At 63.9% G+C, this 25,229-nt stretch carries 17 protein-coding genes and 3 pseudogenes; 11 read left to right on the forward strand and 9 right to left on the reverse strand.

All coding sequences use genetic code 11. From position 1 onward, the window contains the following. Window positions 1–251 precede the first annotated feature (251 nt). Window positions 252–1,199 carry a threonine/serine dehydratase gene (locus tag ACSKB8_RS13420; RefSeq protein WP_438104581.1) on the reverse strand — a complete coding sequence of 316 codons (948 nt, stop codon included), beginning with the start codon at window positions 1,197–1,199 and terminating at the stop codon, window positions 252–254. Window positions 1,200–1,261: 62 nt separating this feature from the next. Here ACSKB8_RS13420 and ACSKB8_RS13425 point away from each other — a divergent pair, with 62 nt between their 5' ends. Further along, window positions 1,262–1,564, forward strand: coding sequence for an ArsR/SmtB family transcription factor (locus ACSKB8_RS13425; protein WP_018318809.1), 303 nt, complete (start codon window positions 1,262–1,264; stop codon window positions 1,562–1,564). Window positions 1,565–1,717: 153 nt separating this feature from the next. Further along, window positions 1,718–2,346, forward strand: a pseudogene (locus tag ACSKB8_RS13430) (glutathione S-transferase family protein). A 16-nt stretch (window positions 2,347–2,362) separates the two neighbouring features. Here ACSKB8_RS13430 and ACSKB8_RS13435 read toward each other — a convergent pair. From ACSKB8_RS13435 to metF, 3 genes are all read right to left on the reverse strand, one after another. Beyond that, window positions 2,363–3,067 (reverse strand): hypothetical protein, encoded by a 705-nt coding sequence (locus ACSKB8_RS13435; RefSeq protein ID WP_438104583.1) that lies wholly within the window; start codon window positions 3,065–3,067, stop codon window positions 2,363–2,365. 820 nt (window positions 3,068–3,887) lie between these two features. Then, window positions 3,888–7,745: a methionine synthase gene (metH, locus tag ACSKB8_RS13440; protein WP_438104585.1), complete on the reverse strand. Its 3,858-nt coding sequence runs from the start codon at window positions 7,743–7,745 to the stop codon at window positions 3,888–3,890. Window positions 7,746–7,751: 6 nt separating this feature from the next. Beyond that, window positions 7,752–8,672, reverse strand: a complete 921-nt coding sequence (gene metF, locus ACSKB8_RS13445) for a methylenetetrahydrofolate reductase [NAD(P)H] (protein WP_438104586.1) — start codon at window positions 8,670–8,672, stop codon at window positions 7,752–7,754. A gap of 371 nt (window positions 8,673–9,043) precedes the next feature. Between metF and ACSKB8_RS13450 the strand changes: the two genes are divergently transcribed. Beyond that, the gene (locus tag ACSKB8_RS13450) at window positions 9,044–10,060 is read left to right on the forward strand and encodes an LLM class flavin-dependent oxidoreductase (RefSeq protein WP_438104588.1); all 1,017 of its coding nucleotides are present in this window, start codon (window positions 9,044–9,046) and stop codon (window positions 10,058–10,060) included. A 143-nt stretch (window positions 10,061–10,203) separates the two neighbouring features. Here the strand turns inward: ACSKB8_RS13450 and ACSKB8_RS13455 are convergent, their stop codons facing one another. Both ACSKB8_RS13455 and ACSKB8_RS13460 read right to left on the reverse strand, forming a co-directional pair. Further along, the gene (locus ACSKB8_RS13455; protein ID WP_091890345.1) at window positions 10,204–11,061 is read right to left on the reverse strand and encodes a prephenate dehydratase; all 858 of its coding nucleotides are present in this window, start codon (window positions 11,059–11,061) and stop codon (window positions 10,204–10,206) included. A 21-nt stretch (window positions 11,062–11,082) separates the two neighbouring features. Further along, the gene (locus ACSKB8_RS13460; RefSeq protein WP_438104590.1) at window positions 11,083–11,823 is read right to left on the reverse strand and encodes a 3-deoxy-manno-octulosonate cytidylyltransferase; all 741 of its coding nucleotides are present in this window, start codon (window positions 11,821–11,823) and stop codon (window positions 11,083–11,085) included. Window positions 11,824–12,042: 219 nt separating this feature from the next. Between ACSKB8_RS13460 and ACSKB8_RS13465 the strand changes: the two are divergent. From ACSKB8_RS13465 to ACSKB8_RS13490, 6 genes and pseudogenes are all read left to right on the forward strand, one after another. After that, window positions 12,043–12,595: pseudogene (locus tag ACSKB8_RS13465) on the forward strand (c-type cytochrome). A 211-nt stretch (window positions 12,596–12,806) separates the two neighbouring features. Beyond that, the gene (locus ACSKB8_RS13470; RefSeq protein ID WP_438104592.1) at window positions 12,807–14,708 is read left to right on the forward strand and encodes an extracellular solute-binding protein; all 1,902 of its coding nucleotides are present in this window, start codon (window positions 12,807–12,809) and stop codon (window positions 14,706–14,708) included. A 14-nt stretch (window positions 14,709–14,722) separates the two neighbouring features. After that, window positions 14,723–16,597, forward strand: coding sequence for an extracellular solute-binding protein (locus ACSKB8_RS13475; protein WP_438104593.1), 1,875 nt, complete (start codon window positions 14,723–14,725; stop codon window positions 16,595–16,597). A gap of 2 nt (window positions 16,598–16,599) precedes the next feature. After that, window positions 16,600–17,709, forward strand: a complete 1,110-nt coding sequence (locus ACSKB8_RS13480) for a microcin C ABC transporter permease YejB (protein ID WP_128940026.1) — start codon at window positions 16,600–16,602, stop codon at window positions 17,707–17,709. Continuing rightward, window positions 17,709–18,886, forward strand: a pseudogene (locus tag ACSKB8_RS13485) (ABC transporter permease). Before ACSKB8_RS13480 ends, ACSKB8_RS13485 begins: the two are co-directional and overlap by 1 nt. A gap of 4 nt (window positions 18,887–18,890) precedes the next feature. Beyond that, the gene (locus tag ACSKB8_RS13490) at window positions 18,891–20,528 is read left to right on the forward strand and encodes an ABC transporter ATP-binding protein (RefSeq protein WP_438104595.1); all 1,638 of its coding nucleotides are present in this window, start codon (window positions 18,891–18,893) and stop codon (window positions 20,526–20,528) included. Window positions 20,529–20,534: 6 nt separating this feature from the next. On the opposite strand, the gene ACSKB8_RS13495 is transcribed toward ACSKB8_RS13490, so the two are convergent. Together ACSKB8_RS13495 and ACSKB8_RS13500 are read right to left on the reverse strand one after the other, a co-directional pair. Next, window positions 20,535–21,377 carry a C40 family peptidase gene (locus ACSKB8_RS13495; protein ID WP_438104597.1) on the reverse strand — a complete coding sequence of 281 codons (843 nt, stop codon included), beginning with the start codon at window positions 21,375–21,377 and terminating at the stop codon, window positions 20,535–20,537. Beyond that, on the reverse strand, window positions 21,370–22,743 hold the full coding sequence (locus tag ACSKB8_RS13500; RefSeq protein ID WP_438104599.1) for a leucyl aminopeptidase family protein: 1,374 nt from the start codon (window positions 22,741–22,743) through the stop codon (window positions 21,370–21,372). The genes ACSKB8_RS13495 and ACSKB8_RS13500 overlap by 8 nt, the downstream gene beginning before the upstream one ends. 195 nt (window positions 22,744–22,938) lie before the next feature. Here ACSKB8_RS13500 and ACSKB8_RS13505 point away from each other — a divergent pair, with 195 nt between their 5' ends. Beyond that, a complete protein-coding gene (locus ACSKB8_RS13505) occupies window positions 22,939–23,142 on the forward strand; it encodes a hypothetical protein (RefSeq protein ID WP_438104600.1) in 204 nt (67 codons plus the stop codon). Between the two features lie 245 nt (window positions 23,143–23,387). Next, window positions 23,388–24,200 (forward strand): tetratricopeptide repeat protein, encoded by an 813-nt coding sequence (locus ACSKB8_RS13510; RefSeq protein ID WP_091881226.1) that lies wholly within the window; start codon window positions 23,388–23,390, stop codon window positions 24,198–24,200. 48 nt (window positions 24,201–24,248) lie between these two features. On the opposite strand, the gene ACSKB8_RS13515 is transcribed toward ACSKB8_RS13510, so the two are convergent. Beyond that, the gene (locus ACSKB8_RS13515) at window positions 24,249–25,223 is read right to left on the reverse strand and encodes a type II secretion system F family protein (protein ID WP_091881228.1); all 975 of its coding nucleotides are present in this window, start codon (window positions 25,221–25,223) and stop codon (window positions 24,249–24,251) included. Window positions 25,224–25,229: the final 6 nt, after the last annotated feature.

Genomic DNA, 25,229 nt, shown 5'->3' on the forward strand with positions numbered 1-25,229 from the left:
ATTTCGCTGCGCATGACCGCCTTGACACCGTCATTGCGAGGAGCTCGCGACAAAATTGCGAAGCAATTTTGCGCTGATGCGACGAAGCAATCCGACTGTCTCCGCAGAAGATCCTGGATTGCTTCGCTGCGCTCGCAATGACGGAGTATAGGCGTCGCCGTCGTTTTTTCAATTGGCTGATCACGCGCGATGGCGTCGTACGTACGCCGGATGGAGCGGTTATCGTGAAGCCCGATGATGTCACCCTGAAGCTAGCCGTCGAAATTCACCGCCGTGGTGTTGGCGCCGCAGACCAGGACCGCGACGCGCTCACCGGGCGAGGGACGGTAGCGGCCGGAGAGCAGCGCGGCAAAGGCGGCTGCGCCGCCGGGTTCGGCCACCAGGCGCAGGTGCGACCACAGGGCGGCCTGTGCTTGCCGGATCGCATCATCGCTGACGAGGATGACGCGCTCGACATGAGCGCGCGCGATCGGAAACATCAATTCGCCGACGCGCCGCGGCGCAAGGCTGTCGGCGGCGAGACCGCCCGCCGGTGCATCGACCGGGGCTCCCGCTTCGAACGCGGCGTGCAGGGTCGGCGATTGCTCCGGTTCGACCGCGACGATGCGCGTCCGGCCGGCGAACCACGCGGCAATGCCACCGATCAGTCCGCCGCCGCCGACCGCCACCAGCAGCGTGTCGATGCCGGGCGCGTCCTGTTCCAGCTCCAGGCCGACGCTGCCCTGGCCGAGCAGGGTCTCGGCCTGGTCGTAGGCGTGGACGGCCAGCGCGCCGGTCTGCGCGACATGGGCTTCGCTTGCGGCGAGCGCATCGGCATAGCGGCTGCCCGCGATCACGAGCTTGGCGCCATAGCCTCTGATCCGCTCGGCCTTGGCCGGCGAGGTGATGTCGGGCACGAAGATCGTGGCGGGAATGCCGAGCCGCTGCGCCGCATAAGCCACCGCCGCGCCGTGATTGCCGCCGGATGCGGCGACGACGCCCGTCTCGGGCACCTGCCGCAGCAGCAGGTTCGGCGAAGGCGCCCGCGCCTTGAACGATCCGGAATGCTGCAGCATCTCGAGCTTGAGCGTGATGGGCGCGGTCGGCAAACCGAAATCGGCGAGATCGGCCTGAACGAGCGGCGTGCGCCTGATATGCGGGCGGATGACGGCCTCGGTCGCCGCAATCCGCTCCCGTGTGATGTTCGTTGTCGCTGTCATGAGCCGTCCTTGATAGCGTATCGGAGTATTGACATCAATTAGGTAATTAGCAAAATGGCTAAATGAAATTTGCCGTCGCCTTGCGCGCGCTCGCCAACGAGCGTCGCCTGCAGATCCTGGAATGGCTGCGCGACCCCAGGAAGCATTTTCGCGAGCAGGCCGATGGCGACCTGGTCGAGGACGGCGTCTGCGGATTGCTGATCGCCGAGAAACTCGGCGTCAGCGCGCCGACGGTGAGCGAGCACATGCGGGTGCTGACCGCCGCAAAGCTGGTGCGCGCCAAGCGCATCAAGCAGTGGACGATGTACAAGCGCAACGAGACCGCGATCGCCGCCATCAAGCGCTCGATCCAGGACGGCCTTTGAGCGCGCGGCACGTGCCCTTTCGAGTGATGCTGCCGCGGGCGCTGTTGCAACCGGCGCAATGCTCCATTTCCAAGATCTTCCTTGCGCGGCAGCGGTCTTGTCGTCGACACTGATCGGCCCTGCCGTGTCCAACCATTGGGAAGAGCGAGAACGATGTTCCTGATCGGCCAATATGATTCCCCTTCGTCCGCCGCGTCGCCATCGCGCTGAAGCTTTATGGCCTCGGCTTCGAGCACAAGCCGTGGTCGACCTTCGGCGATGCCGACAGAATCGCGCCGTATAATCCGCTGCGCCGCGTGCCGACGCTGGTGCTCGATGACGGCGAGGCGCTGATCGAGAGCACGATCATCCTCGATTATCTCGACGAGCTCGTTGGTCCCGACAAGGCGATGCTGCCGCGCAGCGGCGCCGAGCGGCGCAAGCATTTGCGCATCTGCGCGCTCGCCTCCGGCCTCGGCGACAAGGCGGTGAGCCTGCTCGATGAGCGCGTGCTGCGGAAGGAGCAGCTTGCGCTGTGGGTCGAGCGCTGCCAGGCGCAGATCGCGGACGTGCTCGCCGTGCTGGAGGCCGAGCGCGCCAAGGTGACGACGCCGTACTGGCTCGCGACGCGCATCGGCCATGCCGACGTTGCAGTCGCCTGCGTCGTCCGCTTCACCCGCGAGGCGCATCCGCAGCTGTTCGACGCGTCACGCTATCCTGCGCTGAGCGCGCATGCCGAGCGCTGCGAGGCACTGGCGCCGTTCAAGGAGATCGTGCAGCCGCTTGCGCCGCCGAAGGGGTGAACGCGCGGCGTCGATCCTACTCCCGCGTACAGGGCTTAGGCTTGCCGCTGGGAGAATCGAGAAGGATAGGATATGGCAACAGCCTTATGCCGAAGAACAGTTGCGAGCCGGCCACCTTGTCGTCCGCTCCCTGGTGTGCATCGAGGTCAAGCTTGGCTGCGATCTCGGATGTCAGCTTGGCCCGTTCCTCCATCGAAACCTTGTTGTGATATTTGATCTCGTAGACGACGTCGGCCTCGAGGACGGACCGGGTCTGGCACACGACGCCGCCGCTCGAAATGTTCTGAGTGACCGCGTCCGCGCATTCGGCCTTCAGCAACGCATTGCGCGTCGACATCAGCGACTCGTCGGAAACAAGCAGAATGTTGGCGTTCTCGAGCTTGAGGTGGATCGAATCGACCTGCTGCATGCCGGCGACGGCGGATAGCTTGTCCCTAACCTGTGCCGACACGTCGAGATTCTTCTCCAGCGATTGCTTCAACTCCCGGTCCACAGTCGGCGATTTCTGGATCTTGCCGGTCAGGAGCGCGGGATCGACATCGCAAGTCGGATGCAGCTCCAGCCGGCCGTTGCTCAGATACTCAATCGTGTTGATGGTGCCAGGGCCGCCGAACGTGCTCGGCGGCACCACCTCAAAATATCCGGTCTCGGAGAGGATGGCCGTGATCGTCTGCTTCTTTCGCGGGAATCCCGCCCAGGCTGCGATCATCACCAGTCCCACCGCGACAAAAACTCCGCTAGCAAGCCAAAACGATTTGCGGCCGGCTACTTTCCCGGACAGCACAGCTGATTTCGTTCGCCGCATGGCACGTAGCCTTTCGGACAGTCCGCCGCGGCAATCGTGGGCAGCACGACAAGAGTGATCGCAGCGACGAACAGTGCAATGACGTGTTTCATGTTCGATCCCGAGCAAACCACCGGTTTGAAGGTAGTACGCCGAGAGAGTATCGAATTTAGGTTGAGCGGCAAGTGATCCAGTTCACACCTCCGGTTCCCGCGCGAACACAAGCCGGTGATGCGAGCTGTGGGACTGCAATCCGTCTTGATCGTGTACGAGTGCGCTCAATGCGCGCACGCTAGGACCACTCGCACCGTAGCGCGAGCGTTGCCAGAAGCTGGATGCGTTTGAGATCGTGCCGCCGCTGGTACGACAACGACGTGACTCGCATCGCGAAGTGCGAAACTGGCCCGGCAGGCGATGGTGAATTGTTACAGGTGTTTTGCCCGACGGGTCAAGCATGCTGGCGGTCGTGGTCCCGTCGTCGACGATTTCGCTCGGCCCTGCAGTTCCGATAAAATTGTTCAGGCCTTTCAACCCCATCCCTACTGTGCATGGGGTTGTTTTTTCATTTTTTTGGTGATGGTCGGGCGCGCTACTCACCCTACGTCGTCCCGGCCTAGCGCGCAATTGCGCGCGGGGGGCCGGGACCCATAACCACAGGATGTTGTGTGACGAAGATTGGTTGTTCGGTCTACGACCGTCCGCGATCGCGAGATCACGCGGTATGGGTCCCGGCCTTCGCCGGGACGACACCGTGCGCCTACCCCGCCCCTGCGCGCTTCTTCTGCCAGACCAGGTGCACCGCGCAGGTGCAGCCCGGCGGATGCGAGGCGAGGTCTTTCGGCATCTCGTCATTCGCCGGTGTTGCCGCGAAGGCCTTGTCGGTGCCCTGCTGGGAGGGAATGTAGTTCAGCACCGGCGCGAGCCAGCGCTCGGTCTCCGCCACGCTCATCCCCTTGCGCGCGGCGTAATCCTCGACCTGGTCGCGCTCGATCTTGCCGACGCCGAAATAATAGCTCTGGGGATTCGCGAAGTAGAGCCCGGACACGGAGGAGCCCGGCCACATCGCAAAGCTCTCGGTCAGCTTCACGCCGGCGGTCGCTTCTGCATCGAGCAGCGCGAACAGCGTCGCCTTCTCGGTGTGATCGGGCTGCGCGGGATAGCCGGGCGCGGGGCGGATGCCCTGATACTTCTCGAGGATCAGCTCCTCGTTGGTGAGCGCCTCGCGAGGTGCATAAGCCCAGAACTCGCGGCGGACGCGGGCATGCATGCGCTCGGCGAAAGCTTCGGCGAGGCGGTCGGCCAGCGCCTTGCACAGGATCGAGGAGTAGTCGTCATTGGCTTTTCTGAAGCGGTCGGCGACGGCGTCTTCGCCGATGCCGGCGGTGACGACGAAGCCGCCGACATAGTCGGCGACGCCCGTGCCGACTGGCGCGACGAAGTCGGCGAGCGCGGCATTGAAGCGGCCCTCGCGCTTCTCGAGCTGCTGGCGCAGCGTGTGCAATGTCGCGATGCCCTTGGTCCGGCTTTCATCGGCATAGAGCACGATGTCGTCACCTTCAGTATTCGCCGGCCAGAATCCGATGGTCGCACGCGCTCGAAACCACTTCTCCTTCACGATGGTGTCGAGCATCTTGCGCGCATCGTCATAGAGCGAGCGCGCGACCTCGCCGACCTTGGCGTCGTCGAGGATGGCGGGGAAGCGTCCGGCGAGCTCCCAGGTCTGGAAGAACGGCGTCCAGTCGATGTAAGGCACGAGCTCGGCGATGTCGTAGTCGTCGAAGCTGCGGATGCCGAGGAAGGTCGGCTTCACCGGCTGGTTCGCAGCAAAGTCCACCGGCACCCGGTTGGCGCGCGCGTCCGCCAGCTTCAGCCGTTTCTTGTCGGCCTGCGCGCGCAGATGCGCCTCCGAAATCTTCGCGTATTCGGCGCGCACCTCGGCGGCATAGGCCTCGCGCTTCTCCGGCGAGAGCAGCGCCGAGGCGACGCCGACGGCGCGGCTGGCGTCGTTGACATGCACCACCGGACCGGCGCGATAGCTCGGGTCGATCTTCACCGCGGTATGCACGCGGCTGGTCGTGGCGCCGCCGATCAAGAGCGGCAGCTTCAGGCCTTCGCGCTGCAATTCGCCGGCGAAGAATGCCATCTCGTCCAGCGAAGGCGTGATCAGGCCGGATAGCCCGACGATGTCGGCCTTCTCCGCCTTCACGGTCTCGACGATCTTTGCCGCCGGCACCATCACGCCGAGATCGATGACGTCGAAATTGTTGCACTGGAGCACGATGCCGACGATGTTCTTGCCGATGTCGTGGACGTCGCCCTTCACGGTCGCGAGCACGATCTTGCCGGCGGACGATGAGCCTTCGGTGCCGATGCCGCTCGCAAGGTTGCGCGCCTTCTCTTCCTCCATGAACGGCATGAGGTAAGCCACCGCCTGCTTCATCACGCGCGCGGACTTCACCACCTGCGGCAAGAACATCTTGCCGTCACCGAAGAGATCGCCGACGACGTTCATGCCGGCCATCAGCGGGCCCTCGATGACGTCGAGCGGCCGCGAGGACAGTTTGCGGGCCTCTTCGGTGTCCTGTTCGATGAATTCGGTGATGCCATGGACGAGCGCGTGGCTCAGCCGCTTCTCCACCGGCCATTCGCGCCAGGCGAGATCGGCTTCCTTAGCTTCCGTCTTCTTGCCGCGGAATTTTTCCGCGAGCGCCAGCAGGCGCTCGGATGCGCCGGCATCGCGATTGAGGACGACGTCCTCGCAGGTCTGGCGCAGCTCGGGGTCGATGTCGTCATAGACGATCATCTGCCCGGCATTGACGATGCCCATGTCCATGCCCGCCTTGATGGCGTGATACAGGAACACCGAGTGCATGGCCTCGCGCACCGGCTCGTTGCCGCGGAACGAGAACGACAGGTTGGAGACGCCGCCCGAAACATGCGCGCCCGGCAGGTTCTGGCGGATCCAGCGCGTCGCCTCGATGAAGTCGACGCCGTAATTGTTGTGCTCCTCGATGCCGGTCGCGATCGCAAAAATGTTGGGATCGAAGATGATGTCCTCAGGCGGGAAGCCGACGCGGTTGACCAGGATGTTGTAGGCGCGCTTGCAGATCTCGGTCTTGCGCGCGAACGTATCGGCTTGGCCGACCTCGTCGAACGCCATCACCACGACGGCCGCGCCATGGCGGCGCGCGATCTTGGCCTCGTGAATGAACTTGTCCTCACCTTCCTTCATCGAGATCGAATTGACCACCGGCTTGCCCTGCACGCATTTCAGGCCGGCCTCGATCACCGAGAATTTCGAGGAATTGACCATCACGGGAACGCGAGCGATGTCGGGCTCGGCGGCGACGAGGTTGAGGAAGGTCACCATCGCCGCTTCGGAATCGAGCAGGCCCTCGTCCATGTTGACGTCGATGATTTGCGCGCCGTTCTCGACCTGGTCGCGCGCGACCTGCAGCGCGGCGGTGTAGTCGCCGGCGGTGATCAGCTTGCGGAAGCGGGCCGATCCCGTGACGTTGGTGCGCTCGCCGACATTGACGAAGGGAATCGCATCCGTCAGCACGAACGGCTCGAGGCCGGAGAGCCGCAAGCGCGGCGCGATCTCCGGCACGATGCGCGGCTTGTGCGGGGCCACCGCGGCGGCAATCGCCGCGATGTGATCCGGCGTGGTACCGCAGCAGCCGCCGACAATGTTGACGAGGCCGTCGCGCGCGAACTCGCCGATCAGGCGCGCCATGTATTCCGGGCTCTCGTCATACTGGCCAAACTCGTTCGGCAGGCCGGCATTGGGATAGGCACACACGAGCGTGTCGGCGACGCGGCCGATATCGGCGATATGCGCGCGCAGGTCTTCGGCGCCGAGCGCGCAGTTGAAGCCGATGGTAACAGGCTTGGCGTGTCGCACCGAATTCCAGAACGCTTCCGGCATCTGACCCGAGAGCAGGCGGCCGGATTTGTCGGTGATGGTGCCTGACACCATCACCGGCATGTCGATGCCGCGCTCTTCGGTGATCTCGGCGATCGCATAGAGCGCCGCCTTGGCGTTGAGCGTATCGAAGATGGTCTCGACCAGCAGCAGATCGACGCCGCCGTCGATCAGGCCACTTATCTGCTCGCCATAGGATTTGCGCAAATCGTCGAAGGTGACGGCGCGGTAGCCCGGATTGGAAACGTCGGGTGAGATCGAGGCGGTGCGGTTGGTCGGTCCGATGGCACCGGCGACGAAGCGCGGCTTGCCGTCCTCGGTCTCGACACGGCGTGCCGCATTGCCTGCAAGGCGGGCGCCTTCACGCGCCATCTCGTAAACGATATCGGTGAGATCGTAGTCGGCCTGCGCAATCGAAGTCGTCGAGAAAGTGTTGGTCGCGACGATGTCGGCGCCGGCACGCAAATAGGCTGCGTGGATGTCCTCGATCGCCTGCGGCTGGGTCAGGATCAACAAATCGTTGTTGCCGCGCAGGTCGCGATGAAAAGTCTTGAAGCGCTCGCCGCGGAAAGCGGCCTCGTCGAGCTGGAGATTCTGGATCATCGTGCCCATGGCGCCGTCGAGCACGAGGATGCGTTCGCGCGCGGCATTCAGCAGGGCAGTTCGCTTGGGAGAGGTGGCTACGGTCATCTGATCTTACGCAGCTTTCTGCGCGCTCTTGGCGCGAATGCCGAGCAAATGGCTGATCGCGAACACGAGATCGGCGCGGTTCATGGTGTAGAAGTGGAAGGTGTCGACGCCGTGCTTGGCCAGCTTCTGCACCTGGCCGGCCGCAACGGTTGCGGCCACCAGCTTGCGGGTCTCGGCGTCGTCGTCGAGGCCTTCGAATTTCGCGGCGAACCAGTCCGGCACGGTGGTGCCAGCGCGGGTGACGAAGGCTCTCGCCTGCTTGAAATTGTGCATGGGCATGATGCCCGGCACGACCGGGATGTTGATGCCGCGGGCGCGGACGCGGTCGAGGTAGCGGAAGTAGAGGTCGTTATCGAAGAACACCTGGGTGATCGCGCGCGTCGCACCCGCATCGACCTTGGCCTGCAGCGTGTCGATGTCGGCGTCGAAGTCGCGCGCCTCGGGGTGCTTCTCGGGATAGGCCGACACGCTCACTTCGATATCGCCGTGCCGCTTCTTGATCCCCGCGACGAGCTCGGCCGAGCTCTGGTAGCCGTCGGGATGGCTGAAGTAGGGCGTGCCGATGCCGCCAACGGGATCACCGCGCAAGGCCACGATGTGGCGCACGCCGACCTCGTGATAGCGGTCGACGATCTCGTCGATCTCGCCGCGCGAGGCGCCAACGCAGGTCAGATGCGCCGCCGGCAGCAGCGCGGTCTCTTTCAGGATGCGGGCGATGGTGGAATGGGTGCGCTCGCGGGTCGAGCCGCCGGCACCGTAGGTCACCGAGACGAATTTCGGGTCGAGCGGGGCCAGCCGGTTGATGGTGTCCCAGAGATTCCGCTCCATCTCCTCGGTCTTGGGTGGAAAGAACTCGAACGAGATCGCAGGCCGCTTCAGGTGCCCGTCTTGCCCGTTGGCCTTACCAGGCGTCGTCACGTCAGTCATGGCACCACTCACTCCAATTTCAGGCGGCGATCCGTCTACTTGGGAAACCTAAAATACGGCAAAGGCCGTTTGATCGACAGCCCATCGATGATGGGAAATTGCCCACTACGGGGTGAACAGAAGGAATTTCGTTGCTATTTGCGATCTTGGTGGGAAAGAGGTCGGGAGATCATAATATACTGATATAAAACAAATATTTTTGATAATTGACACTTCACCGATCCGATTTTTGCGATGGGCAAATCGAAATTAATTATACAGAAGTAACATTTGTCCCAACTGGAGTCTCAGCGTGCCCGCCGGTCCGTACACGTCAGGCCTGCGCGGCGTGCCCATTGTCGCCGCACGGCACTCCATTACGTTAACGCGCCATGATCCCGCTCTCAGTCCTCGACCTCTCGGTCGTCACCACCGGCACCAAGCCTGCCGCGGCGCTGCGCAACAGCATCGATCTGGCGCGCCATGTCGACGGGCTCGGCTATGTCCGCTACTGGCTCGCCGAGCATCACAACCTCGCGTCCGTCGCGAGCCCCGCGCCCGACGTGATGATCGGGCAGATCGCGGCGGTGACGAAACATATCCGCGTCGGCTCCGGCGGCGTGATGCTGCCCAACCACGCGCCGCTGGTGGTGGCCGAGCGATTCAAGATGCTGGAGGCGCTGTTTCCTGGTCGTATCGACCTCGGTCTCGGCCGCGCCCCCGGCACCGACGGCGCCACCGCCTACGCACTGCGCAGCCGGCTTGACCGCCGCGAGGGCGACGATTTCCTGGAGCGGCTGCACGAGCTGATCTTGTGGGAGACCCGCGAATTCCCCTCGGGCCACCCCTACAACAATGTCGTCGCCATGCCCGACGACACCAGGCTGCCGCCGATCTGGCTGCTCGGCTCGAGCGATTATTCCTCCGAGCTCGCCGCACAGGTCGGCATGGGCTTCGCCTTCGCCCATCACTTCGCCTCACACGATGCGATCGATGCGATGGTGCATTACCGCAACCGCTTCCAGCCCTCGGCCTGGCGCGCCCGCCCGCACGCAATCCTCGCGGTCGCGGCCATCACGGCCGACACCGATGAGGAGGCCGAAAGGCTCGCCAGCTCCTTCGACCTCAACCGCCTTCGCCGCGACCGCGGCCAATATCTTCCGCTGCCGAGCGTCGAGGAGGCGCTGGCCTATCCCTATACGGATGCCGAGCGCATCTCGATCCTCCGCAACCGCTCGCGCCTGTTCGTCGGCAGCCCGGCAAACGTGCAGAAGAAGCTTCAGCCGCTGATCTATGCGAGCAAGCCGGACGAGCTGATGGTGATCACCGCCGTGTATGACCACGAGGCGCGGAAGAAGTCGTATTCGCTGCTGGCGGAGGCGTTCGGGCTGGCGAAAAGCGCGGCTTAAGGCGTCGTCCCGGCCTAGTGCGCAATTGCGCACGGGGGCCGGGACCCATACCGCAGAATCTTTCCGCGGAAACTCGATTTCAGAGACCTTCCGCAACAACGCGCAGCCGTGGTTATGGGCCCCGGCCTTCGCCGGGGCGACCTCTAATCCTGCGCCTCGCTGAACGTCGCACGGAACGGGTGTCCCGGATACACCCCGACGATGCGGAATTCGCGCGAGAAGAATTTCAGCTCCTCGATCGCGAAGGCGAGGCCCTTGTCATCGGGATGGCCGTCGACGTCGGCGTAGAACTGCGTGGCGAAGAAATTGCCGTCGACCATGTAGCTTTCGAGCTTGGTCATGTTGACGCCGTTGGTGGCAAAGCCGCCGAGCGCCTTGTAGAGCGCGGCCGGCAAATTGCGCACCCGGAAGACGAACGTCGTGACCAGCGGGCCCGAGCCTTGCGCGGCCCATTTCGGCTCGCGCGCCAGTACCACAAAGCGCGTGGTGTTGTGGGCCTCGTCCTCGACGTCCTCGGCGAGGATGTCGAGCCCATAGATCTTCGCGGCGAGGCGCGAGGCGATCGCCGCGACGGTCTTGTCCTTGCGCTCGGAAATGTCGCGGGCGCTGCCGGCGGTGTCGGCGTGCACAATCGGCTTGATGCCGAGCTTGCGGATGATGCGCCGGCACTGGCCGAGCGCATGGACATGGCTCTCCACGCTCTTGATGTCTTCGAGCTTGGTGCCCTTCACCGCCATCAGCTGATGCCGGACCGGCAGGAACCATTCGCCGATGATGAAGAGGCCGGAGGCCGGCAGAAGGTGATGGATGTCGGCGACGCGGCCGGCGACCGAATTCTCGATCGGGATCATGCCGAGATCGGCATCGCCCGACGAGATCGCCGACAGCGCGTCCTCGAAGGTGGCGCAGGGCATCGGCTCCGCGTCGGGATACGCCTCGACGATGGCGATGTGGGAATTGGCCCCAGGCTCGCCCTGGAATGCGATTTTCAGCTTGCTCATGATCGGCCTTGTAACAGCGGCTCAGGATTTGGAAAGGATGCTACGCGCGGTTTCGAGATCGGGCGGTGTGTCCACGCCACGCGGCACGCTGTCGACAATCATGATGTCGATGCGCATGCCGGCTTCCACCGCCCGGAGCTGTTCCAGGCTCTCCTGGCGCTCCAGAGGCGATGGCGGCAGCGACACGAACCTTTCCAGCGCGGCGCGACGGTAGGCGTAAAGGCCGATGTGGTGGTAACGCGGTCCGTTGCCGTATGGGGCTGTGGCGCGGGTGAAATAAAGTGCCCGTAGCCGCCTCGGCCCGATCGGCGAGCCCACGGCCTTCACGACGCTCGGGGCGCGATCCTCCTCCTCGGTGTGGATCTGCGAGGCCAAGGTCACGATATCGACCGCAGGCTCGGCAAAGGGTGGCAGCACCTCGCGGATAGTCTGAGGCGTGATGGTCGGGAAATCGCCCTGGAGATTGATCACGATCTCGGCCTTGCCGTCCGGATCGAGCTTTTGCATGGCCTCGTGGATGCGGTCCGAGCCCGAGGGGTGGTCCGGGCGGGTCATCACCGCCTCACCGCCATGGGCGGTCACCACGGACGCGATCTCCGGCGTGTCGGTTGCGACCGCGACCCGGCCGATTGCAGCGGCTTCTGCGCGGCGCAGCACATGTACGATCATCGGCAATCCAGCGATATCGGCGAGCGGCTTGCCGGGCAGGCGGGTGGCGGCCATGCGGGCCGGGATCAGCACCAGGATGCGGGGATCGATCATTGGGTCAAGGGCCTGGAAACGGTGCGTTTTCCGCGCCGAGAAATGGAGTGGGGACGGGCTGAAAGCCGGGTCGCTTATACGGGTTGCCAGACCCCGGGCAAACCGATATCTCAATGGCAAAACTCGGGGAAACAATAAGGAACGTTTTGATTCTCCCGAGGCTCGTCCTGGCGGCCGCTTGGGCCGCTGTTTCCTTCTTGCGGTGGGGCCTGGCCGGAAATGGACTCTTTCGAACTCAATAAGATTTTCGGTGCCGTGCTCGGCACCTGTCTCGTTCTGCTGGTGACGAGCTTCACCGCCCAGGCGCTATTCTCCCCAAGATGCCGGAAAAGCCGGGCTTCGAGATCGCGGTCAAGGAAGATGCCAGCCACGGCAAGGAAGGCGGCGCCGCCGCTGCAGCCTCTTCCGAGCCGATCGAAAAGCTGCTCCAGACCGCCTCCGTCGAAAAGGGCGCGGCGGCTGCCAAGAAGTGCGGCGCCTGCCACACCTTCGAGAAGGGCGGCCCGAATCGCGTCGGTCCGAACCTCTATGGCGTCATTGGCGAGCCGAAGGGCGAAGGCCGCGGCTTCAACTTCTCGGCTGCCATGAAGGCCAAGGGCGGGACCTGGACGTTCGACGACCTCAACAAGTTCATCGCCAATCCGAAGGGCTTCGTCCCTGGCACCGCGATGGGCTTCGCCGGTATCCCGAGGATTCCGAACGCGCCGACGTCATTGCCTATCTGAATTCGCTGTCGGAGCATCCGCAGCCGCTGCCGACGGCATCGAAGTAAGGCGTCGAAAACCTATCGTGGAATACGCGGCCAGGCTGAAAAGCCTGGCCGTTTCCGTATCCGGGCCTCGCGGCGACGTTATCGGGGCTTTTGGCCGCATCTGAGAGGCAGTCCGGGCTTCCAAGATGAGGAAAAAGCAACATATTCGGTCGAAACCTCGCCTATATTGGGAACTTAAAGGAGTAGCCTCCTTCAAGACAGGAATGTTGATTTGGCCATCACCCGACGCGATCTCCTGCTCACCGGTACTGCGGCCGCAGCGCTCCCCGCCCTTGGTTCCGTGGGCAGCGTTTCCGTCATCGGCACGGCACAGGCGCAATCGGGTGAGCTGCCTGGGCTTCCCTGGCGCCATGCGCTGTCGCTGTTCGGCGACATCAAGTATCCCGCCGACTTCAAGCGCTTCGATTACGTCAATCCGGATGCGCCCAAGGGCGGCGTCGCCCGCCTGATCTCGATCGGCACCTTCGACAATTTCAACCTCGCGGTCGCCGGCATCAAGGGCTCCCTCGCTCCAGCCGCGGCGATGATATACGAAACGCTGATGACCCGGGCGCAGGACGAGGTTGCGACCGAGTACGGCGAACTTGCCGAGGCCGCACAACATCCGGACGATTTTTCCTGGGTGATCTATCGTTTGCGCAAGGAAGCCCGCTGGCATGACGGCAAGCCGGTGACGCCGGAGGACGTCATTTTCTCGCTGGAGACGTTCAAGCAGCAGAGCCCGATGTACGCGTCCTATTATCGCCATGTGACCAAGGCGGAGAAGGTCGGCGAGCGCGACGTCAAGTTCAGCTTCGACGGGCCGGGCAACCGCGAATTGCCGACCATCGTCGGCGAATTGATCGTGCTGCCGAAGCATTGGTGGGAAGGCACCGACGCGCAGGGCCGCAAGCGCGACGTCAGCGCGACCACGCTGGAGATTCCGCTGGGCTCCGGGCCGTACCGGATCAAGGAATTCGTGGCGGGACGCTCGATCAAGCTGGAGCGGGTGAAAGATCATTGGGGTGCCAATCTCCCCAGCCAGATCGGCACCAACAATTTCGACGAGCTGCGCTTCGAGTTCTTCCGCGACAACATCGTGGCGCTGGAAGCTTTCAAGGCCGACCAGGCCGACTGGATCGCGGAAAACTCCGCCAAGCAGTGGGCGACGGCCTATGACTTCCCCGCGGTCGCGGAGAAGCGGGTGATCAAGGAAGAATTTCCGATCAACGATTCCGGCCGCATGCAGGCCTTCGTCGTCAACATCAGGCGCCCCCAGTTCAAGGACGCGCGGGTGCGGCGCGCCTTCAACTATGCCTTCGATTTCGAGGAGATGAACAAGCAGCTCTTCTTCGGTCAGTACAAGCGGATCAACAGCTATTTCGAAGGCACGGAACTTGCCGCGACCGGTCTGCCCCAGGGAGAGGAATTGCAGATCCTCGAAACCGTAAAGGACAAGGTGCCGCCGGAAGTTTTCACCACGCCTTACCAGAATCCAGTCGGCGGCACCTCGGAGGCCGTGCGCGCCAATCTGCGCGAAGCGGCAAAGCTGCTGAAAGAGGCCGGTTTCGAAGTGCGCGACCACAAGCTGGTGGATGCCTCGGGCAAGGTTCTGACGGTCGAAATCCTGGTGCAGGATCCCTCATCCGAGCGGATCGCATTGTTCTACAAGCCTTCACTGGAGCGGATCGGCGTCAATGCGTCGGTTCGTACGGTCGATGATGCGCAGTACCAGAACCGGTTGCGCAGCTTCGACTTCGACATGATCATCGATCAGTGGGGCGAGTCGCTCTCGCCGGGCAACGAGCAGCGCGAGTTCTGGGGCTCGCAGGCCGCCGACATGCCTGGCGCGCGCAACACCGTCGGCATCAAGAACCCTGCCGTGGATGCGTTGATCGAGAAGGTGATCTTCGCCAAGGATCGCGCCGGTCTCGTTGCCGCTACCCATGCGCTCGATCGCGTGCTGCTCTGGAATTTCTACGTGGTGCCTCAGTTCACCTATCCGTTCGCGCGCTATGCACGGTGGGATCGCTTCAGCCACGCCGAGCCAATGCCGAAATATGGGCGGTCCGGCCTGCCGACGCTGTGGTGGTATGACGCCGAGAAAGCGGCGCGGAACGGAAAACGCTCTTGAGGGAGCCTTTGCGCATGGCGCACCTTTCACGCCGGCATGTGCTTGCTCTGGGTGTCGCCGGCGCGCTCGGCGCCGCCTGGCAGCGCGGCGCAACGGCGTCGGAAAGGCCGACCGAGGCCCACGGGATCTCGGCGTTCGGCGATCTCAAATATCCCGCCGATTTCCACCATTTCGATTATGTCAATCCAGGTGCGCCGAAGGGCGGCACGTTCTCGCTCATCCCGTCGGTGAAATCGTATAATCAGTCCTACCAGACCTTCAACTCGCTCAACGCCTTCATCCTCAAGGGTGACGGCGCGCAAGGCATGGACATGACGTTTGCGCCGCTGATGGTGCGGGCAAATGACGAGCCGGACGCAATGTACGGGCTCGCCGCCAAATCCGTGCAGATATCGCCCGACAAGCTTGTCTATCGCTTCACCATGCGGCCCGAGGCGAAATTCCATGACGGCAGCAAGCTCACCGCGCACGACGCAGCGTTTTCGCTGACGGCGCTGAAGACCAAGGGGCATCCGCTGATCATCGTGCAGATGCGCGACATGGTCAGTGCGGAAGCGATCGACGATGCGACGCTCGTCGTCACCTTCGCCAAGGGGCGCGCACGCGACGTCCCGCTCTATGTCGCGGGCCTGCCGATCTTCTCGAAGACGTATTATGCGTCCCGCCCGTTCGACGAGTTGTCGCTGGAGGTTCCGCTCGGCTCAGGTCCGTACAAGGTCGGCAGGTTCGAGGTCAATCGTTACATCGAGTTCGAGCGGGTGAAGGACTGGTGGGCCGCCGATCTGCCGGTTTGCCGCGGCAGCTACAATTTCGACGTTGTGCGCTACGAGTTCTATCGCGACCGCGACGTCGCCTTCGAGGGGTTTACCGGCAAGAACTATCTCTACCGCGAGGAGTTCACCTCGCGCATCTGGGCGACGCGCTACGACTTTCCGGCCGCCAAGGACGGTCGGGTCAAGATGGAGGTCGTGCCCGACGATACCCCGTCCGGTGCGCAAGGATGGTTCATCAACACACGGCGCGATAAATTCAAAGATCCGCGCGTGCGCGAGGCGTTGATCAACGCCTTCGATTTCGAGTGGACCAACAAGACCATCATGTACGGCGCCTATGCCCGTACGGTTTCGCCATTCCAGAACTCGGACCTCATGGCCGGCAACGGGCCTCCGTCGCCGGAAGAGCTGAAGCTGCTGGAGCCGTTCCGCGGCCAGGTTCCCGACGACGTGTTCGCGGCGCCCTTCACGCCGCCGGTCTCGGATGGCTCCGGGCAGGACCGCAGCCTGCTGCGCAAGGCGCAGCAATTGTTGAACGAGGCCGGCGTACCGATCAAGGACGGCAAGCGGGTGCTGCCGAATGGCGAGATCTTCAGGATCGAGTTCCTGCTGGACGAGCCCTCCTTCCAGCCGCACCATGCGCCCTACATCAAGAACCTGGGGACGCTCGGCATTGAGGCGAGCGTGCGCGTCGTCGATGCCGTGCAGCACAAGGCGCGCCAGGAAGATTTCGACTTCGACATGACGATCCAGCGTTTCAGCATGTCGGCGACGCCGGGAGATGCCATGCGCGCGTTCTTCTCGTCGCAGGTTGCCAACACCAAGGGCTCGTACAATCTCGCGGGCGTCGCCAGCCCGGCGATCGATGCCATGATCGAGAAGATCATGGCGGCCGACAGCCGCGAGGAATTGACGATCGCCTGTCGGGCCTTCGATCGCCTGTTCCGCGCCGGCCGCTATTGGGTGCCGCAATGGTATAACAAGACGCACCGGCTGGCGTATTGGGATCAGTTCAGCCACCCCCAGAAGCTGCCGCGTTACGCCAACGGCGTCGGTGCTCCCGACATCTGGTGGCATGATGGCGCCAAGGCGGCCAAGCTCGAGCAGGCGAAATAATCATGAGCGCCTATATTGCCCGCCGCATCCTCTTGATGATCCCGACGCTGCTGGGGATCCTCTTCGTGTCCTTCATCGTCGTGCAGTTCGCGCCGGGCGGCCCGGTCGAGCGCGTGATCGCGCAGCTCTCGGGCGCCGACACCGGCGGTAGCTCGCGCATTTCGGGCGGCGGCGATTTCGCGCAACGCGCGCCGGGGCAGTTGGGGGCCGGCGGCGATGCCATCAACTCGAAATATCGCGGTGCGCAGGGCCTCGATCCTGATTTCATCAAGAAGCTGGAGGCGCAGTTCGGCTTCGACAAGCCGGCGCCGGAACGCTTTCTCCTGATGGTGTGGAACTTCGCGCGCTTCGATTTCGGCAAGAGCTATTTCCGCGACGTCAGCGTGATCCAGCTGATCAGGGAGAAGCTGCCGGTCTCGATCTCGCTCGGAATTTGGCTGACGTTGATCACCTATTTGATCTCGATCCCGCTCGGCATCCGCAAGGCGGTTAAGGACGGCACGCGCTTCGACACCTGGACGTCGACCGTTCTCGTGCTTGGCTATGCCATTCCCGGCTTCCTGTTCGCCGTCCTTCTCATCATCCTGTTTGCCGGCGGCTCCTTCTTCAACTGGTTCCCGCTGCGCGGACTGACCTCGGACGGCTGGTCGCAGTTTCCCTGGTATTGGAAGATCATCGATTATTTCTGGCATCTGACGCTGCCGCTGATCGCCATGGGGCTCGGCGCGTTCACCACCATGACGTTCCTGACCAAGAACTCGTTCCTGGACGAGATTCGCAAGCAATACGTCATGACCGCGCGTGCCAAGGGGTGCGGCGAGGGCCGGGTGCTTTACGGCCATGTCTTCCGCAATGCGATGCTGATCGTGATCGCCGGTTTTCCCGGGACCTTCATCCACGCCTTCTTCTCGGGCTCGCTGCTGATCGAGACCATCTTCTCGCTGGACGGGCTCGGGCTGCTCAGTTTCGAGAGCGTGCTCAACCGCGACTATCCCGTGGTGTTCGGCACGCTCTACATCTTTTCGTTGGTCGGCCTCGTGATCAACCTGATCTCCGACTTGACCTATATGTGGATCGACCCCCGGATCGATTTCGAGGCGCGGGAGGTCTGATGACGATTACCGCGCCGACGCCCATCGAGACCACGACTCAATCCCCAATGGGGGAGGTCGTTCCGATCACGCGCAAGTCGTTCGCCCCTTCGCCGCTCAACAAGCGGCGCTGGCAGAACTTCAGGGCGAACCGCCGCGGCTACTGGTCGTTCTGGATCTTCATTATTCTGTTCGTGGTCTCGCTGTTCGCCGAGCTGATCGCCAACGACCGGCCTTTCCTGATCAAGTTCGACGGCCGGCTCATTGGCCCGCCTTCGTGACTTACTCGGAGACCACCTTTGGCGGCGATTTCGAGACGGCGGCCGACTACCGCGACCCCTATTTGCAGAAGCTGATCAAGGACAAGGGCGGCAGCATCGTCTGGCCGCTGATCCGCTATTCCTACGACACCCACAATCTCGATCTGCCGACGCCGGCGCCGTCGCCGCCGACCTGGATGCTGACCGAGAAGCAATGCAAGCCGGTGGTGGAGAAGAAGGGGCTGAAGAGCTGCCGCGACCTCGAATATAACTGGCTCGGCACCGACGATCAGGGGCGCGACGTGGTCGCGCGGCTGATCTATGGCTTCCGCATTTCGGTGCTGTTCGGCCTGTGCCTCACCATCGTCTCATCCGTCATCGGCATCGCGGCGGGGGCGGTGCAAGGCTATTTCGGCGGTCGGGTCGATCTCATCTTCCAGCGTTTCATCGAGATCTGGACAGCGATTCCCTCGCTGTACCTTCTCCTGATCCTGTCCTCGGTCCTCGTGCCCGGCTTCTTCGTGCTGCTGGGTATCCTGTTGCTGTTCTCCTGGGTCTCGCTGGTCGGTCTCGTGCGGGCCGAGTTCCTGCGCGGGCGCAATTTCGAATACATTCAGGCGGCGCGGGCGCTCGGTGTCTCCAATCCGGTCATCATGTTCCGCCATCTGCTGCCGAACGCCATGGTCGCGACCATGACGTTCCTGCCTTTCATCGTGTCGAGTTCGGTGATGACGCTGACGGCGCTCGATTTCCTGGGCTTCGGCCTGCCGCCGGGGTCGCCTTCGCTGGGCGAATTGCTGTCCCAGGCGAAGGCCAATGTGCAAGCACCTTGGCTCGGCTTCTCCGGTTTCTTCTCGGTCGCAATCATGCTGTCGCTCTTGATCTTCATCGGCGAAGCCGTGCGCGACGCCTTCGATCCGCGCAAGACGTTCAGGTAAACCTATGGACGCGATCAACCAGCCCCTGCTCAGCGTGCGCGATCTCTCGGTGGCCTTCCACCAGGGCGGCGCCACCACGCTCGCGGTCGACAAGATCTCGTTCCAGATCAAGCGCGGCGAATGCGTCGCGCTGGTCGGCGAATCCGGTTCCGGAAAATCGGTCAGCGCGCTCTCGATCCTGAAGCTGCTGCCCTATCCGAACGCCTCGCATCCCTCGGGCAGCATCCGCTTCAAGGGCCAGGAGCTGATCGATCAATCCGAGCAGCAGATGCGGGAGGTCCGCGGCAGCGACATTTCCATCATCTTCCAGGAGCCGATGACCTCGCTCAATCCGCTGCATACGATCGAGGCGCAGATCGGCGAGATTATCCAGCTGCACAACCCGACCAGCAATGCCGAGGCGCGCAGGCGGACGCTGGAGCTATTGACCCAGGTCGGCATTCCCGAGCCCGAGACGCGGCTGAAGAGCTATCCGCACCAGCTCTCTGGCGGCCAGCGCCAGCGCGTGATGATCGCAATGGCGCTCGCCAACGAGCCGGACCTCTTGATCGCGGACGAGCCGACCACGGCGCTCGACGTCACCGTGCAGGCGCAGATCCTGGCGCTGCTCGCCGAGATCCGTTCGCGGCTCGGCATGAGCCTGCTCTTCATCACCCATGACCTCGGCATCGTGCGCCGCATCGCCGACACTGTCTGCGTTATGAAGGGCGGCGTGATCGTCGAGCAGGGGCCGGTCGAGCAGGTCTTCAGGAGCCCGAAACATCCCTATACGCGCGACCTGCTCGCGGCGGAACCGAAGCCCGATCCGGCGCCGCCGCAGCCGGGTGCGCCGGTGGTGATGTCAGCCAATGAGCTGAAGGTGTGGTTTCCGATCAAGCGCGGCTTGATGCGCAAGACGGTGGGCCACATCAAAGCGGTCGACGGCGTCAGCGTCGCCGTGCGCAAGGGCGAGACCCTCGGCGTCGTCGGCGAATCCGGCTCGGGCAAGACCACGCTTGGACTCGCGCTGCTGCGGCTGATCTCCTCGAACGGACGCATCGTGTTCCTGGGCAAGGACATCCAGGGCCTGCGCTTCAAGGAGATGCGGCCCTTCCGACGCGACATGCAGATCGTGTTCCAGGATCCGTTCGGCTCGCTCTCACCGCGCATGTCGGTCGCCGACATCATCGCCGAAGGCCTCTCCGTGCATCAGCCGAATCTCTCGCGCGAGGAGCGCGAGGCGCGCGTCGTCAAGGCGCTCGAGGATGTCGGGCTGAAGCCGGATACCCGCCACCGCTATCCGCATGAATTCTCCGGCGGCCAGCGCCAGCGCATCAGCATCGCGCGAGCGGTCGTGCTGGAGCCGGATTTCGTCGTGCTGGACGAGCCGACCAGCGCGCTCGACATGCTGTTCCAGGCGCAGATGGTCGATCTGTTGCGCGAGCTCCAGCGCAAGCGCGACCTCACCTACATGTTCATCTCGCACGATCTGCGCGTCGTCGCCTCGCTCGCCAGCCATCTCATCGTGATGCGCGGCGGCAAGGTGGTCGAGGAGGGACAGGCGGCCGAGCTCTTCAAGAATCCGAAGACGGATTACACCCGCGCGCTGTTCGCCGCTGCGTTCCGGCTGGAGACGGCCGGGAATGGGGCGGTCGCGACCTAGCGTTCGTCAGAGCCGCTTGATCGCGGCGACCTCGCTGCCGGCTTGCCTGATCCGCGCGAGCGCCGGCTCGATCGGCTCGATCACGGTCGCCATGTGATGCGCATTGGCGTGAACCATGGAGCTGGCGTCGCGTACGATGGCGACATGGCCTTTCCAGAAGATCAGATCGCCGCGCAGCAAGCTGCCTCGCTCGTGCGGCTCCAGCGCGCGGCCGAGCCCCGCCTGCTGCATGTCGCTGTCGCGCGGGCAGCCGATGCCGGCAGCAGTCAACGAGACCTGCACCAGGCCCGAGCAATCGATGCCAAGACTGCTCTTGCCGCCCCAGAGATAGGGCGTGCCGGCGAAGCGTTCGGCGACAGCGACGAAATCGGGCTCGCGATGATCGAGCGGGGCGAGATGCGTTTTCGGTAAGAACGTTCCCTCGCGCGTCACCGCGAAGGCCCCATCCTCGCGCACGATCGTGAGCCTTGATCCCAGCACCAGCGTGTCCGCTGGCGGCAGTTTGATCGAGGGGCCGGGGAAGGCAAATGTTCGCAGCGCGCTGACCACGTGGGTCGGGGCGGCCGCGGGCTTCATGAGCGCTGCATCCGGCAGCCAGCCGACATAGCCGTCGCCATTGAGCTGGCCCCAGGTCCAGCCTTCGGCGTTGCGGTCGTAGATGGTGACGCGCTCGCCGCGCAGCGCCTCCGTCATCAGCATCGCGTTCGGGAATGGCTGCTGGCGCACCGGCGCGATCGCCTCGACCACCTCGAATTCCTCGCCGGTGACGAAGCGATCCGCCTCAACCTTGCCTTCGAGATATTTCGCGGCGATGTCGCCCCGCGCCGGCGTCAGCCGCGGGTCATGCATAGCGTTCGCTCAAGAGTGCGTAGATGGCGCGTGCGGCCTGGCACTCGCCGCCTTCGGGCCGCGCCGGCTTCGCCGACGGCGTCCAGCCGTAGATATCGACATGCAGCCAGCTCTCGGCGTGCTCGACGAAGCGTTGCAGGAACAGCGCGCAGGTGATCGAGCCGGCGAAGCCGCCGGACGGCGCGTTGGTGATGGTCGCCGTCTTGGAGTCCAGCCAGGCATCGTAAGGCGGCCACAGCGGCATGCGCCACAACGGATCGTTCTCCTTCACCGCGCAACGCGCGACGTCGGCAGCCAGCGTCTCATCATTGGTGTAAAAGGGCGGTAAATCCGGCCCCAGCGCAACGCGCGCCGCGCCGGTCAGCGTGCCCAGGTCGATCAGCAGCTCCGGTTTCTCCTCATCGGCCAGCGCCAGCGCGTCGGCAAGCACGAGCCGGCCTTCGGCGTCGGTATTGCCGATCTCGACCGTGATGCCCTTGCGCGAGGTGAAGATGTCGAGCGGGCGCAAGGCATTGCCGGCGACCGCGTTTTCCACGGCTGGAATCAGCACGCGCAGCCGCACCTTCAGCTTCGCATCCATCACCATGCGTGCGAGCGCCAGCACGTTGGCGGCGCCGCCCATGTCCTTCTTCATGATCAGCATGCCGCTCGACGGCTTCAGGTCGAGCCCGCCGGTGTCGAAGCAGACGCCCTTGCCGACCAGCGTCACCTTGGGATGAGCCGGATCGCCCCAGCCGATGTCGATCAGCCGTGGCGCACGGCTGGAGGCCATGCCGACGGCGTGGATCAGCGGAAAATTCGTCTTCAGATCCTCACCGATGATGCAGGCGAAGCTTGCGCCGAATTCGGCGGCGAGCGCTTGCGCGGCTGCGGCGAGCTGCTCCGGTCCCATGTCGTTGGCCGGTGTGTTGATGAGATCGCGCGCCAACATCGCCGCATCTGCCATGCGATCGATTTCGGTCGCCTCGACGCCATCCGGCGGCACCAGCCGGACGTCGGGCCTGTCAGCCTTGCGGTAACGGGCAAAGCGGTAGCTGCCGAGCGCGAAGGCGAGTGCCGCCAGCCGTGCATCGTGCGGCGCATTGGCAAAGCGATAGGCGCCCGGCGGCAGCAGGCCGGGCAGGGCGCCCGGCCGGAACAGGTCGCGCGATCTGGCGCCCTCGTCCTCGAGGCCGAACAGCACCTGTGCGATTGCGCCATCCGGCGCGGGCAGCGCGAGATAGCCGCCGGGCTTGGCGGCAAAGGCGCTTGCGGTGGCGAACTGGCGTTGCGCCGGCGGCAGCACCTCAGCGACCTGATCCCAGCTCGATTTGGTGACGAAGGTGATCGGGATGGCGGTGGGCGACGTCTCGAAGACAGAAGGCATTGGCGGGTCCGGATCGTCAGATCAAGCAGGTCGTAGGAACGAGACTTCGCAGAGTTTCGCCGCCGCCGCAATCGGCTTTGCTTTCACCGGTCAGCGAGCCGCTACTCGCAGTGCGGGGGCCATGCTAGGTTCCGAGGACGGCCGCCAGCTGTTGGAGTTCGCCGGCGGCCGACGAGCCTGCCGGGAGGAATTGCAATGGAATTCGTGTGGAACGTGGTCACATTCATCGGCCAGGTGATCGAGGCGATCTTCGGCTATGTCGAGCACCATCATTGGATCTTCGCGTTCCTCGCCGGCGGCTACGTCTTCTATCTCCACGACCGCTCCGTCCACGCGCGGTTCGATGCGCTGGACAAACGCATCGATGAAATCCGCAAGCGGCTTGCCATTGAATATTGACCGGGCGCGAAGACGCCATCGGAAGGAGTTGAAGTCCAGCTTCAGGCGCTACGGAGAGTGCAATTACTGCGGGACCTGAACGAACAGGCGAAGGTGCTCGGCCTCGATCTCGGGCCCGGCGGGAAGGTGCCGCCGCAGACGCCGCCGTGAGCGGTGCGACTTGCCCGGTGTTAACTGGCCGTTAGGGTTAACAGTCTATTGCTGGCGCGTTCGGCTCGATCAATCGGCTCGAGAGTCAAAGCGTCATGCGTCAACGGTTCAGTCTTGCCCGGCTTCTTGCGTCCACCTCGCTGATCGCGGCAGTGGCTACGGGCCTCGGCGGCTGCACGGGCATGTCGAAGCTCTCCGAGGTCACGGGCTCGGTCGGGCCGCGGGCGGAAGCCGCTCCCGCCGATCCCGCGCGCGCTGTCGAAGTCTATGGCGAGCGCTATCGTGCCAATCCCAAGGATGCCGGCGCCGCGCTCGCCTATGGCCAGGCCTTGCGCGCCAATGGCCAGCGTGCCCAAGCCGTCGCCGTGCTGGAGCAGGCGACCATCGCCAATCCCGGCAACAAGCCGCTGCTCGCCCAGTACGGCCGCGCGCTCGCCGACAACGGCAATTTCCAGCAGGCCTTCGACGTGTTGTCGAAGGCGCATTCGCCCGACAATCCGGACTGGCATCTGCTCTCGGTGCAGGGTACTGCGCTCGATCAGATGGGCCGGCACGAGGAGGCGCGCTCCTATTATGCGAGCGCCCTGAAGATCGCGCCGGGTGATCCCGGTGTCCTCTCCAATCTCGGCCTGTCCTACATGTTGACGAGGAACCTGCCCAAGGCCGAAGAGGCGCTGCGACAGGCTTACGCTTCGCCGCGCGCGAGCGCCCGGGTGCGGCAGAATCTCGCTCTGGTCGTCGGCCTCCAAGGGCGCTTCGCCGAGGCCGAGACCATCGTCAAGGCGGACCTACCGCCGGACCAGGCCGCAGCCAATGTCGCCTATCTCAAGGAAATGCTGAACCGCAACGACGCCCCGCGCGGCGCACCGAAGCGGACCCCGGTCGCTTCGCTCAGCCAGCCCGACTGATCGGCTTGAACTTGACGTCGCCGGCGGACGGCGCGCCGCTCCCTCGCGTCAGTGCAGCTCGGTGATCTTGATGCCCGTCGGTCCGAGAATGACGACGAACAGCACCGGCAGGAAGAACAGGATCATCGGCACCGTCAATTTCGGCGGTAGCGCAGCGGCCTTCTTCTCGGCCTCATTCATGCGCATGTCGCGGTTTTCCTGTGCCATGACCCGCAGGGAATGCCCGAGCGGTGTACCGTAACGCTCCGCCTGCTGAAGCGCGAGACAGACCGACTTGACGCCTTCGAGCCCGGTGCGCCGCGCCAGGTTCTCATAGGCCATCTTCCGGTCCTGCAAGTAGGACAGCTCGGCCGTGGTCAGTGCGAACTCCTCCGACAGCGCAATCGACTGGCCGACGATCTCGGTGGAGACCTTCCGGAACGCCATTTCGACCGACATGCCGGATTCGATGCAGATCAGCAGCAGGTCGAGCGCGTCGGGGAAGGCGCGCTTGATCGAGAGCTGGCGCTTGGAGATCGCGTTCTTGAGGAACAGCATAGGTGCCTGCAGGCCGAGATAGGCCGCGCCGACGCAGATGCCGATCTTGATCGGCATCGCCTGCTTCATGTGCGCGATCAAGAAGACGTAGACGGCGGCACCGACGAAGAGCCCGATCGGAGCGACCATGCGGGCAAACAGGAAGGTGATGTAGGGCGCCTGGCCGCGGTAGCCCGCCATGATGAGCTTGTCGCGGGCGGCTTCCTGCGCCAGCCATTTGGTGAGGTTGAAGTCCTCGACCACCTTGGAGACGAGCTGCTTCGGCGTCTGGCGCAGCGAGACCTTCTCGTTCTTGTTGAGGCGCTCGCGCTCGCGCTGCCGGAGGCGTTCACGCTCGCTCGCCACCGCCTTCATGCGCTTGGAGAGTCCCTCGCCGGCAAACAGCGGCATCACCAGCGTATAGACGGTGGCGCTGGCGGCAATGGCCGCCAGCAGCATGGTCATGAAGCGGACGTCATGTAGCTTCGAAACGAGAAACTCGACCATACGGCA

This window comes from Bradyrhizobium sp. BR 1432 (genome assembly GCF_051547705.1).
GTDB classification, from domain to species: Bacteria; Pseudomonadota; Alphaproteobacteria; order Rhizobiales; family Xanthobacteraceae; genus Bradyrhizobium; species Bradyrhizobium zhanjiangense.